Annotated in this window: 14 protein-coding genes and 1 pseudogene; 5 read left to right on the top strand and 10 right to left on the bottom strand. The window is 56.7% G+C overall.

Annotated elements, in window-relative coordinates; translation table 11 throughout:
* Positions 1-170 precede the first annotated feature (170 nt).
* The 4 genes and pseudogenes from ACQKKX_RS20500 to ACQKKX_RS20515 all read right to left on the bottom strand — a co-directional run bounded on the left by ACQKKX_RS20500 (position 171) and on the right by ACQKKX_RS20515 (position 3,937).
* Complete coding sequence (locus ACQKKX_RS20500; RefSeq protein ID WP_427573487.1) at positions 171-380, bottom strand: antitoxin VbhA family protein; 210 nt, start codon at positions 378-380, stop codon at positions 171-173.
* Between the two features lie 109 nt (positions 381-489).
* A pseudogene (locus tag ACQKKX_RS20505) lies at positions 490-2,352 on the bottom strand (relaxase/mobilization nuclease domain-containing protein); the annotation flags it as partial.
* A gap of 2 nt (positions 2,353-2,354) precedes the next feature.
* Positions 2,355-2,756 carry a plasmid mobilization protein gene (locus ACQKKX_RS20510; protein ID WP_427573490.1) on the bottom strand — a complete coding sequence of 134 codons (402 nt, stop codon included), beginning with the start codon at positions 2,754-2,756 and terminating at the stop codon, positions 2,355-2,357.
* 521 nt (positions 2,757-3,277) lie between these two features.
* On the bottom strand, positions 3,278-3,937 hold the full coding sequence (locus ACQKKX_RS20515; RefSeq protein WP_427573493.1) for a hypothetical protein: 660 nt from the start codon (positions 3,935-3,937) through the stop codon (positions 3,278-3,280).
* A gap of 78 nt (positions 3,938-4,015) precedes the next feature.
* Here ACQKKX_RS20515 and ACQKKX_RS20520 point away from each other — a divergent pair, with 78 nt between their 5' ends.
* A complete protein-coding gene (locus ACQKKX_RS20520; protein WP_427573495.1) occupies positions 4,016-4,279 on the top strand; it encodes a helix-turn-helix domain-containing protein in 264 nt (87 codons plus the stop codon).
* Between the two features lie 31 nt (positions 4,280-4,310).
* On the opposite strand, the gene ACQKKX_RS20525 is transcribed toward ACQKKX_RS20520, so the two are convergent.
* The 6 genes from ACQKKX_RS20525 to repA all read right to left on the bottom strand — a co-directional run bounded on the left by ACQKKX_RS20525 (position 4,311) and on the right by repA (position 8,918).
* Entirely contained in the window at positions 4,311-4,505 is a 195-nt protein-coding gene (locus tag ACQKKX_RS20525; protein WP_427573498.1) for a hypothetical protein, read from the bottom strand.
* Between the two features lie 169 nt (positions 4,506-4,674).
* Positions 4,675-4,968 (bottom strand): type II toxin-antitoxin system RelE/ParE family toxin, encoded by a 294-nt coding sequence (locus ACQKKX_RS20530; RefSeq protein WP_427573500.1) that lies wholly within the window; start codon positions 4,966-4,968, stop codon positions 4,675-4,677.
* Positions 4,956-5,294: a CopG family ribbon-helix-helix protein gene (locus ACQKKX_RS20535; protein ID WP_427573518.1), complete on the bottom strand. Its 339-nt coding sequence runs from the start codon at positions 5,292-5,294 to the stop codon at positions 4,956-4,958. Before ACQKKX_RS20535 ends, ACQKKX_RS20530 begins: the two co-directional genes overlap by 13 nt.
* A gap of 1 nt (position 5,295) precedes the next feature.
* The gene (repC, locus tag ACQKKX_RS20540) at positions 5,296-6,510 is read right to left on the bottom strand and encodes a plasmid replication protein RepC (protein WP_427573503.1); all 1,215 of its coding nucleotides are present in this window, start codon (positions 6,508-6,510) and stop codon (positions 5,296-5,298) included.
* Between the two features lie 158 nt (positions 6,511-6,668).
* Complete coding sequence (gene repB / locus ACQKKX_RS20545; protein WP_427573505.1) at positions 6,669-7,655, bottom strand: plasmid partitioning protein RepB; 987 nt, start codon at positions 7,653-7,655, stop codon at positions 6,669-6,671.
* Between the two features lie 66 nt (positions 7,656-7,721).
* Positions 7,722-8,918 carry a plasmid partitioning protein RepA gene (repA, locus tag ACQKKX_RS20550; RefSeq protein WP_427573508.1) on the bottom strand — a complete coding sequence of 399 codons (1,197 nt, stop codon included), beginning with the start codon at positions 8,916-8,918 and terminating at the stop codon, positions 7,722-7,724.
* An 859-nt stretch (positions 8,919-9,777) separates the two neighbouring features.
* Here repA and ACQKKX_RS20555 point away from each other — a divergent pair.
* The 4 genes from ACQKKX_RS20555 (at position 9,778) to ACQKKX_RS20570 (ending at position 11,740) form a co-directional block, all read left to right on the top strand.
* On the top strand, positions 9,778-10,041 hold the full coding sequence (locus ACQKKX_RS20555) for a HipA N-terminal domain-containing protein (protein ID WP_427573521.1): 264 nt from the start codon (positions 9,778-9,780) through the stop codon (positions 10,039-10,041).
* A gap of 176 nt (positions 10,042-10,217) precedes the next feature.
* Positions 10,218-10,496, top strand: a complete 279-nt coding sequence (locus ACQKKX_RS20560; RefSeq protein WP_427573511.1) for a HipA domain-containing protein — start codon at positions 10,218-10,220, stop codon at positions 10,494-10,496.
* Positions 10,465-10,851: a type II toxin-antitoxin system HipA family toxin gene (locus ACQKKX_RS20565; protein ID WP_427573513.1), complete on the top strand. Its 387-nt coding sequence runs from the start codon at positions 10,465-10,467 to the stop codon at positions 10,849-10,851. The genes ACQKKX_RS20560 and ACQKKX_RS20565 overlap by 32 nt, the downstream gene beginning before the upstream one ends.
* Positions 10,817-11,740: a metallophosphoesterase gene (locus tag ACQKKX_RS20570; RefSeq protein WP_427573516.1), complete on the top strand. Its 924-nt coding sequence runs from the start codon at positions 10,817-10,819 to the stop codon at positions 11,738-11,740. The genes ACQKKX_RS20565 and ACQKKX_RS20570 overlap by 35 nt, the downstream gene beginning before the upstream one ends.
* The last annotated feature ends 185 nt before the right edge of the window (positions 11,741-11,925 follow it).

Consider the following 11,925-nt stretch of genomic DNA (forward strand, 5'->3'; position numbering starts at 1 on the left):
CTCGGTCCAGCAGGCATCGAGCTATTACAACAGCGCCACACGCCGTAGTGGACGGGCGGCGCGGATACTATAACGTGGGATTGTTGCGAATTTTGTCTCCCGATCGGCACAGTGCCATACCTCATGGTAGCCCGACCAAAGCGGAACAATTTCCACGTTAATTTAGAGCGTCATTCCCCCTTCACAGGGTAGGGAGGTAATAACAACTGGCGAAGCTCATCACGAGAAATCTCGCCAAGGACATACCTTTCAGTATGATATTCGAGTTCTTCATCGTGAACATAGCCTGCCCGTATATTCGAAGCGCGCGCCTGGTTCATGGAACTCCTACGGCGGGCGATGGCTTCAGGCGAACGATCGATGACCTCATCGGATGGCATAGTTAGCTCCTTTTCTTGGATTCGCATATTAACGCTCCCAATCATCTTGGTCTCTGTCACTCCGGAAGCGTTCCCGCAGTCTTGAAAGGAAATCATCCGGTTGATGCCTATCCTGATGCTCATCGACTGCTGAACGAGGGGCGTCCTCTACAATGTCGTCTGTTTCGCCATTTCGCGCACGCTCGGCGTCGCGCTCGTTGATTTCGAGAAGCTCGCGCCGAAGATCGACGATTACGCGCGCCGCTTCCGCTACCTCTTCATATGCCGTGCGATCTTCCGCCCCAGCACTGCGTTCGATTTTGAACAGAGCCGTTTCTACCGTCTTTTCGAACGCCTCGAATTCTGGCCGCGTCTGTTCTCGCATGTCTGCTACTTGTGTGATGATCTCGTTTAAATCTACCATATTGGAGCGGTAATCCCTTCCAAAATCGACCTCGATCACCGTACCGCTGTTGAACGCCTGCGTATTCGCAAGTCCAGCCTGCAACGTGTCCCGATACTCAGCCGCGTAGGCGACCGTCTGGCGATCGCCAGCAATTTCCGCAATCCACTGCCAGGTCTCCTGCGCCTTCACGGTATATTGCCGGCTGCGCTGGCTCGATGCGATAGTGCGCCGACCGCCGCGCTTGGCGTCATAGCGCGCCTGCGCTGGCTCGCTCGTACCGACATGCTCCGTTCTGCCCCGGAGGTTCACGGCCCGCACCTGACTGCGGGTAAAGGCCGGAGACGTCGCAAACTCGCGGCGATCGGTCATTTCCATGTTGATGCCGTGGGCGCGCGCCTTCTCGGCCATCACCTCCCGCCATTGGCGGAAGGTCGCGGGCGTCGTCTCGACACGATCACCCGCCTCGGAACGCATGGTAACGATCGCATGGGCGTGGACATGCGGACGCTTGCCCCCCTCCCCTGCTTCCTTGGTATCGGTTTCCGGATCGTGCATCGCAAAGACATAGCGATGTCCGGCAAACTGATCGGCCAGGAAGTCACGAACCGCTCCCTCGAATGCCACTGCATCCGTGCCAGCGCGGGCCGACATGATGACATGCATCACGTCCCGGCTCTTGCGGCTGTGCAGTTCGTCGCGCCATTCCTTTTGAACCAAGTCGCCAGCCGCCTTGCCGTCTGCCAGAGCGCGGCCACGATCGTCACGAACCTCCTCACGGCGCTCGATCAGGTCACGGACCTTTGCAGCGCCATAGTCCACGCCATTGCCGTAGCCGCTGAAGTTGAACGTTGCAGCACCATCACCAGCAATCGCGCTTTCCTCAAAGCGCTTCTGGACGATAGCGGCCGCTTTGGCGTCGGCCGTCAGCCGCTCGCCCTGACTGCTGCGCAAGACGACATGCCCCTCAATCCGCATCGAGCCGTCGGCACGCTCTTCGACGGCATAGGCATAACGACGATCACCAAACCCGCTTGAAAGCACGCTCCGGACACGCTCATGCAGCTCCTCGGTAGAACTGCTGGCAGCAACCTCGACGGCAAAACTGCCTATGTCGCGGCTCTCGGTCCGGTTCTGGAAAAGATGATCCCAATCACCACGAACGCGGGCTAGATCTTCCCGTCCCTGCAGCTTTTCCCCGTTCTCATTTTCAACCTTCAGCTCGCCGCCACGCGAGACGTAATTCAGCATCGAGCCGACACGCGTCCCGCCACCATAGGACGCCATTTTGACCACTGCCGGCTGACTGCCCTTCGCGACACTCGTCAATCGCATTTCCATCGATCGGCCAGAGCCGGAAGCTTTGGCGCTCGATGTCGAGACACGCGGAAACTGCATCTTCGGAAGCCGTATCGGCTTCCCCTTCGCTCCACCGCCACCGCCTCCGCGGCGGACCTCTTTGATCTGATGAGCGTACTTGAACAGGCTTTCTTCAGATTCCTTCGCCTTCGAGCCAAGCGACATTTCGTGCAAAAGCGCCGCACGCTTCTGCGCCCATTCCGTTGTGAACGCTCCGAAGAAGAATTCCACTCCTATTCCTCCCCTCGTCTCTGATAGCCAGAACGACGCGAAAGCTCTCTCAATTCGAGCATCACCGCCCCTTGGATCGACTGAACGTTTTTCAGATTGAGGTCGATTTCGGCCGGATGAACCACCTTGCCGCTGTTGATGGCGCGTGCGACCTGGTTCAAATTCACGCCGATCTTGCGCATGTCTTCCAGAAGAGCCGCCATCACAAGCCGGTCATCGCGGGTCAAAATCGGCCGTACGCCTGCTCCTTCCAGCATCAGCGAGCGGAAGAAAGCAGACACACTCATGCCAGCCGATTTCGCCGCCGCTTCAATCTTCTCATGCTCAGCATCGGTCACGCGCACGTTCACAAGACGCCCTTTACGGGCCTTGCCTGCTTTCGTGTCCAAACTGCTTTCACTCATCTGCCAGAGGCCTTTCCGGAGCGGGCGACGGACATCGTGGGCTTGTCCCTCGATAGCTGCAAAGATAAATGTAAAACATTTTTGCGTATCCTGCCAACAATAATAACAGGATAACTACTCCATATTTTGACTCATTCAACTCACTGATTTCCGCTGCTTACGCACCGGCTTCAAAGCATTGAAACGCTCACCAGGGTTCACCGCCAAAACCGCTAAAAGCCCTTGGTCTGGCGGTCGTGCTCACCTACAAGGGACGCTCCGCTCTCCGCCCTTGCAGGTTCCGCGCGCTCGTCAAAGTCGGCCTTTACGCGGCTCCGGGGTTCACCAAATGATAGTCAGGACGTCTGCCCCAACATTTGCATGGTCAGATTGTTTTCGGGTTAGCTATGACCGTGGCAACCGTAGTTTACCGAGGAGCACATCTCATTGGATAACAGAGCGAGCACTGAAGGGCAGGGCTACATATGGCCAACCAACCTGCGGGCCCCGAAATGAAATCTAATTGAACCCGGCGGTCACCGTCAAACGATACCGGAAATCCGTTCTGCCAGGCGCATCTGAAACGCCTCAACTTCGTCAAGGCAAATCGTTCTCATCGCCTCATATTCCCGGCCGCTTAAGCCGCGCCCCCTGACAATCTCCATCAGCGCGGCTGGCATTTCAATCAAAGCCATCACCGATTGGCTCGTCGGCTGATATCGCCAGTTACCAGGTGGAGACCCGCACAGCAGTGCTGGAGCATTTTCGAAATCGACACACCGAAGATAATTCTGCTGCTGAAGGATGCGTGATAATTTAGAGTTCGCTGCCTCGACCACCAAATCCGCTTCGGATTCTTGAGCGATGCGTTCCAGTCCTTGAAGCAAGGCTTTGAAATGCCCTTGCCCGCGATGGGATGAGCATAATACTACTTTGGCCAGAACCAGTTCGGTCGCACGGCCATCCTCGATTTTTGAGCGGACCATCAGCGACCTGAAAAATCGATCTCGATAGAACAGGCGGACGTGCACGTCCGCCTGACCCGTACTAAAATTGAACTGACTTCGGCTTATCTCCAGCTTCAGCCAGCGCTTAACGCAGTCGAGAACAACGCATGCCCCTGCGCCATGGTTGGCTGAGGTAATCGCGTGTGTATCCGGGCCGAAAGTGCGGGAGGTGATAGGCAGGAGATTATTGCTCAATGCATGCTCATAACAATATAGGAATACTATATACGCTAGTATTTTATATCCTATCGTATATCAACAACATCCTATGAAATGTGGCTTGTTATCACCATTCCGTGGTTCACAATGGGAATGGAAAAGGACGGGCATTCTCTTCGGAAAATCGTTGCAAAGAACATGCGTGTTCGGCGAGCCGAGCTCGATATCACCCAGGAAGAACTGGCAATGCGTACCGGTCTCACTCAGGCTTACCTGAGCGGAATTGAACGGGAAAAACGCAACGCATCGCTGGACAGCATCCAGCGGATCGCGGCTGGCCTCGATGTAGATCCCGCCGACCTTCTGCGATCGCGGTGACGTCCTCGCTTTCAGGCAGTGGCACGATCCCTCAATCGAACATCTCAACGATCTTGAGGTGCTCCACGAGTGCCGACTTCATGATGCCTTCGATCGTGGTGAGGCGCACACCGTAATCAGCCAATCGAAAAACCAGATTGGTGATTTCCTTGTCATCCACTGAGTCGTATATGGCCCAGTTTTCCAGCGCAGTATAATCGTCGGGATGACGTTTGGATTCTGTCACTACCGGATCTCCAGACATTATGTACCTGTCGGCAACAAGCGTCCTTTACGATTTTAGGACGCGCAGCCAGAAACGATTGCTGCTTCCGCAATCGTCTATCTTACGCGATAGCCTGAAGCCCATTCTTACGGACAACCGTCAACAACCGAAGTGCCGGGTCGCTCGCCCCCTACGTCCGCCACTCTTCTCGCCCATGCCGCACAGTCAAAAGGATCACGCCTCTCTGATCCACGCGGTAAAGCACAACATAGCCCGCGCTTCCGAAATCAATGGGCCACTCTCGAAACTCGACCGGCATCTCTTCGGCAGGTCGGCCGGCTTCTGGATGCTGCTCTAGCAACTTCACGCCCTGCCGGAATGCCCGAACCGCTTTGGTTGCTGCCTCATTGTTCTTAGATGCCAGAAAGGCATGAAGACGCCGCACATCCTGCAGTGCTCCCGGCGACCAGGTCAACCGTGACATTCAGGTGGATCCAAATCCTCACCAGCTTCCAGTCGAGCGAGCCACTCATCAGCTTCCTCGGCCGTCACATGTAAACCGTCGGCCTGATATTGATGCCAAGCCGCAAAAGCATCATTACGCGCTTGCTGGCGTTCTTCCTCGCGCTCGACATATTGCTCAATCGCTTCCTTCATCAACCAGTGCGCACTGCGCTGCCTGGCGGATGCAAGCCGTTGGACGCGGTCTTTCATTTCGCTATCAAGCTTGAGACTGGTCGTGATCTGCATCGCGTATTCCTGGGTGTTACCTTTCAGCACTCTATCACGAAACATGGGAACGACCAGCATTTTACGCACGCCGCGCTACCTCGCCGCTACTTCCCCGCAACAGAGCCACCAGCACCGGCCCAAGCGAAAACTCCCCTCGCCGGCTGCGCTCCGTCAAATTGCGAAGATATCCGCCGGCGGAATTGATGTGCCCTCCCCTCTCGAGGATGCAGGCGATCGTCGCGGCCGCATTTTCCGGCCCCATCACCTCGCAAGCCTCCTGATAGGCCGACGGACTGACGCCGAGCGCCGATCGTGCCACCACCGCGGCCCCCATCAGGTCCCGCCAGCTCGAAATTTCGCCGCCCGGCCCGTAATTGGCGATCTGCGGGCAGGCCCGCATCACCATCCCAAGTGGAAATGTCTTTATCGGCTCGGCAATACGGGTCCTGGTTGGCTCAGGTCTCGCCCCCTGCTCCTTTCCAGAGCAAGGTTCAAGTTCATAGGTGGATTCGGGATTTGAATTCTGTATGTGGCGCCCATTCTGGACGTCATTGCTATCTGTTTTTTGAGATTTTAGCTGATCTTCCAGACGGTTGATGACTTCCTCGCGCAAAAGTCCCATCTCTTCGAGGGTGTTTTCGACTTGGGGACGGTTCGGCGTGCGCGGGAGGCCGGCAAGAATGGAGACATACATCGTCTCGATCATCTGCCAGTCGCCGTCAGCGCCCTCTTCCATGGCTGCCGAAATCAGTTTTCGCACGTCACGACGGCAGATCGTCAAGGCTTCTTTTGCACGACGGAACGCCCTCCCCTCCTCCACCACCTGCTGGGCAAGGCCGGCAAGTTCGGCCGCGCGAGACATAAGCGGTTCGAGATCGAAACCAAAAGCCTGTTCGATCTGGCCGCCATTGTCGCGATGCGCATAGCGTTTGCCATTGGGGCTGTCGCGGCGATGGATCAGGCCAGCCTCGACAAGCGCTGCCAGATGCCGGCGCAGCGTCGTGCCGGCAATGCCATGCGCGCGAATCGACAGCTGGGCGTTCGAAGGGAACACCACCAGGCTACCATCGGGCTTCAGCTCATTGCCGGGATAGAAGGTCAGGAGCGCATCGAGAACGGCAACGGCCCGGTCCTGCAGACCAAGCAGCTGGCGCGCTTCCGCGACATCGCGAAACACTTTCCATTTTTCCACGGCCCGTTCCGGCCGAGGCCCAGCCGCATCCAGCTGCCCTTTAACCAGGGCAAGCGTCATCGGCCGCCGCCCGAAGGGCGTCGTCACATTTCCAATCTGCATTGTCTTTCACCTTTCGATAGGCAAAAGAAATCCGCTCACCAAAACGGTGCCAAAGACTCTTGACTGAGATTCATGGAAATGCGATTCTCGTCTTGCTACAGATTGAGAGAGGCTTCCACGACGGTAACGTTTGGGGGCCTTTTTCTTTTGCGGTCGGTCTATCCTTCCTTCATCAACTTGCGGTATTCGGCGTAGAGCTCGTCGAGGTTTTCAGCGATGAACTCGCCAAACCCGACAGCATCCTTCGCCTTGGCATCCTTGCCTTTCAGGGCAAGAGTGTAACTTTTTGCATCCTTGCGGATCTCGGCGGACACCGCCTTGTCTTTGGGCGACCACTTTTCCTTTTTCAGAGCCTGGTGATAACCCGCGATCTTCTTGCGGGTCAGCGCATCGATCACGAAGGCGAATCGTGCGTCACCATCCAGGCCTGCAAGATCTGTGCTTGCCAAAACCTCACGGATCGCTTCAAGATTTTTCGGCCGCTCGAGCAGCTGTTTCAACTCGTACCAGCGATCACGGCCCGGGGACCGTGCGCAACCGATCGCAGCCAGAATGTCTTCCGGTATATTGGCGACGGACAGCATTTTTGACAGGGTGGCGCGATCGACCGACAAAGCCGCCATCACCGTGGCGCTGTTGCTGTCATAATTCAGCGCGCCAAGCTGTTTGGCAAAGGTCGCCTTTTCGATGAAGGAGAGATCGGAACGGGCAGAATTTTCCTGGCCCTGGGCGATCACATGGTCACGATCCGTGATCGTCTTGACCACGGCGCGCACCTTCATGCCAAGCGCCTTTGCCACACGCAGGCGGCGATGGCCGAACACGACCATATAGCGTCCGGCTTCATTGGGATGCAGCCGCACGAGTATCGGGCTATTTTGCCCCTGCTCGCGTATTGCCGCCAGAAGATCCTCGAATGCCTGTTTGTCGTCTTCCAGACGGTCGCGAACGAAAGAGATATCGACGCTGTCCGGATCGAGTTCTACGACCGTCTCGCCCTCGAGCAGCTTGTCGGCCCGCGCCGCCAGTTCATCGATGGTGGAGATGATCGAGCGCGACGCACCCTTGACGGTATAATCCAGCGCGACCGCACTTTCCTGCGGGCCGTCACTCATCACATTGGCGAAGGGATTTTTACGCGCCATGTTTGCTGCCCTCCCCTTCTGCATTGAAAGGCTTGAGAAAATTTGAGGTTTTGACGGCGGTCAACATCACAGGCGCCCCCATGCCTTGTGGATCAGGCCCTGGATTTCGAAATTCACGCCATCCATGCATTCGATGGCGCGGTCGTAGGTGCCGCGCGTAAAATTGTTGCGCTCCACTTCGTAAAGCGTCTGTTTAGTCAGGCCGGCATCTGAAATCGCCGTAGATTTCAACATCGGCGTCCGCAAAATTTCTTCCGCCAGCATCGACTGCATGAAACCCAGCATCTGCGCCTGCGGCACATCCGTCGGCTCGTAACGGGTGATCAGGTAACGCAACCAATCCATTTCGACATTGGCCCCTGCCCGCTTGATCGTCTTGGTGATGTTGCCGAGCATCAGCAGGAATTGGCTCATCGACATCAGGTCGAGCATTTGCGGATGCACAGTGATCAGCACCGATGTCGCAGCCGTCAGAGCGGTCAGCGTCAGGTAGCCGAGCTGCGGCGGGCAATCGACCACCACCACGTCGTAACGATCATCGACATCCTGCAGGGCCTTGCCGAGACGCGTGAAAAAGCGCTTTCCCTCGACCGAAGTCTGCATGGCCAGTGGCGTGTCGTATTCGTATTCCTGTAGTTCCAGATTGGCCGGAATGATGTCGAGATCGGGAAAATTCGTTTCGAGGATGACATCTGATATCGGCTTTCGCCCGTCGTCATAACGGATTGCGTCGTAAAGCGACGGGTTTTTGTCCAACTCCGGCTGGAAACCGTGCAGTGCCGACAGTGATGCCTGCGGATCGAGATCGATGGCAAGCACACGGTGTCCAGTCAGCGCCAGGTGCTGGGCAAGATGCGCCGTTGTCGTGGTCTTGCCGGAACCGCCCTTGAAGTTAACGACCGCAATGACCTGCAGCTTGTCGCCTTCCTTGCGATGCGGCACGTATTTCTTAGCATCGGACTTGCCGGTGCGGTCAAGATAGTGACGCAGTTCGCGCATTTGTTCGCCAGTATAAAGACGGCGGCCGCCGGTCGAGGTTTCCGGTTTCGGCCCCTTCCCTTCGAGATGCAGGCGCTTCAGATTGTTCGGACTGACACCAAGATAATGCGCGACTTCGGCCATGGCGAACTTGCGCAAAGTCTTCCTGGCGTTCGGGGGAAACTTTTCCAAACGAAGCTGATCGAGCCGACGCGAGATCTCCGCACCCTGCAGAAGAATCTTTTCGTCGAACTCGAAAGACGGCAAATACGAATAGGCGTTCATGGCGACCGTTCTAGCGATAAAACTCGGCAAACTTCAAAACTGCCGCCAGTATTCGCAAATTTGCCGGTCTGGCAAGCTGAATTTGGTTAACGAAACCTTAACGCGGATCTTCAGGGTCCGATCTAAATATATGTTTTCTATATAGTATCATGTGAATCGCGTTCGATGGCCTCTGCGGTTTATACCCTGATTCAATATCAACAATTGGAACGGAGACCGTAGCATCGAGGGTTTTCAAGAAAGTTTCGTCCGCAATCTCTGATTCGATTCGGGAATTAGATCACGCAGCCAAATGCGTGACCGCCGGGATACCACCGGGCAATTTGATATCCGCCTAAAAACTATTATATTGGCGTTAAAGACCATAATGGAGATAAGCGCCGGTATTATGGCGTTTAATATGTTGTCGCCGTCGCGTGAATGTCCGATCTGGCTACCCAGGCCAAGCGGCGCGCATCGAGGCCAATTGAGCCCAGCGCGAACTCGCGGTCAGAGCCGGTATATCATATAGTTCGCTCAGGATATTCAAGGACACTGGCAAGGTCTCACTTGGAAGCTTGGTCAAGATCGCTTTCGTGCTAGGCGCGGAACGGGAATTTTCGCAACTGTTCCCAGGCCTAGCGCCACGAACGATCGACGATATCGTTGACCGCCCCTTGCGGCAGGGAGTGCGCAAATCATGAAATTCGAACCGGTGCAGCGAATGACCGTGATGCCTGATTTCGGAGGCGGTTCGCGAACGCTCGGCACGCTGGCATGGAGGAGGGGCGAAAGGCGGGCTTATTTCGAGTATGCGCTGTAGTTTCTGACAGAGCCGCTTCTGGTCTCTCCTTGCAACCTGACAGCCACCTCTGGCGTCATCCAGGCGACGCGCGATCCGTTCAATGGCCTGCACGGTGTCTTTAACGACAGCCTGCCGGACGGCTGGGGAAAGCTGCTGCTTGGTCGCCGCCTGCAAAGGGCCGGCATCGATTATCACGCACTCACGCCGCTCGACCGCCTTTCAGCCGTCGGAACCTCCGGCATGCGGCGCTGTCCTATATTCCGGAATTGCCGTGAAACTCGCGCGCAAGGAGACCTCGACTGTTTCGTGGATCAGGTTGCTCTGGTGCAGGGAAGATGACGCGGCCGATCTTGACACGCTTCAGGGGGGACAAGGCGGCTCTGCCGGTGCGCGGCCAAAAATCATGATCGGTTTCGATCCCGCAACGGAGAGCGTGGTTTTCGATTACGGCCAAGACATGCCGCCGACATTCGAACGCTGGATCGTCAAATCCCGCAGCACCGAAGATCCGGCTGATGTCGGCGCCGAAGAACAAGCTTATGCGCGGCGTGCGCGCCGCCGGTATCGACATGGCCGATACGCGTCTGTTTGAAACCCGCAAGGGCAACAGGCTGTTTGCCACCAAACGTTTCGACCGCACGGCGGAAGGCAGGTTGTATATGCACACCGCCAGCGGCCTCCTCAATGCCAGCCACCGTGAGCCCTCCGTCACCTACGAGATGCTGCACAAGCTGACCTGGCCGATGACCCGAGACGGTGCTGATGTCTCAAATGTTCCGCCGCATGGTCTTTAACGTCCTCACTCGCAACCGCGACGACCACGCCAAGAACCATGCCTTCCTGATAGGGGCGGATGGACAATGGCGGCTTTCACCGGCCTACGATCTCACCTATTCCTCCGGTCCTGGTGGTGAACATAGCGCCGATGTGGCCGGCGAGGGGCGGGCGCCCGACACATCCCATATGCTGAAGGTCACGAAGGCAGCCTCGATACGGCCGAGGGCAGCCCAGACAATCATCGATGAGGTGCGGGCAATCGTGACCTGCTGGCCGGAATATGCCGAGGAAGCGGGATTACCGGCGCCCTGGGCCAGGGAACTGGATCGCATCCTCAATGGCCATTGTTTCGAAAAGCAGTCATCAAACTGATATAACTCGATATTTCCATGATTTTGACTGCCGTCAACATATTTTCGGAGCACGGCAACCGCTGCTGACCGGATTGACCGCTGCAAACTCACGCCATCCGTCATCAGCGCAGTTTCAGAAAGAGAAAACATTGTCGAAGCTTTGGATCTTGTCCGACCTGCATCTCGAATCCATTCCTTATCCCGGCGCGTTCTCCCCCGCCCGACCTGATTTCGACGTGCTCGTTGCGGCCGGAGATATCTGGCAGTCGGATATCAAACGCGGGCTGGGATTTCTTACCCGACTTGCCGACGGCAAACCGGTCGTCTTCGTCATGGTCAATCATGAATACTGGCGCGGCAATCTGGGAACGGAGCTGCAAAAAGCGCGCGACCTTGCCGGGAAAGCCGGCATCATCCTTCTCGAAAACGAGGCGGTGACGCTTGCTGGCTGCCACTTTGTCGGTGCCACCTTGTGGACCGATTATGAACTGGCCGGCGATCTTGCGGACAAGGAGAATCCGACTGGCGAGCTGATCAGCGTTTCGGATGAAAAAAGCTCGCGGCCTTTCACCATTGCCGATTGTGCCGCGACGCATTCGGTAACACGAAAATATCTGACAGCGGAAATTTTGGGCCATGACAGCACTGTGCCCCTCGTCGTCGTCACGCACCACGCGCCGCATTTGGATTGCTTGCCGCAACATGTGCGCGGCACTTGGGCCGCAGGCAACTGTGCATCCGACCTCTCCGAACTGACCGACAGCGGAAAGGCCGCCTTATGGATCAACGGCCATATTCATGAGAGCAGCTGTATTCACCGCCCCGGCGGCACGCGCATCATCTGCAACCCGGCCGGCACGCGATTTTCCAATTCGCGTTTTGATGAGGCATTGGTGGTGGAAGTATAAGCGCTGCTGGGTTTGTTCGACGCAGGTCCTCCGCCGGTTTCGGGGAGCGGCTGCGTCATTGTTTCCCAAGCAAGTTTGAGCCGCTTTCTTCTGGCATCCGCAAAGGCGCTCAACTCAGCAGCCTCGCCGCCCGCCCACTGCGCCGTGTCGCGCTGTTGTAATAGCTCGAAGCTTGCTGCACGGAT

The organism is Neorhizobium sp. NPDC001467 (assembly GCF_050275975.1).
In the GTDB taxonomy this organism is placed as follows: Bacteria; Pseudomonadota; Alphaproteobacteria; order Rhizobiales; family Rhizobiaceae; genus Neorhizobium.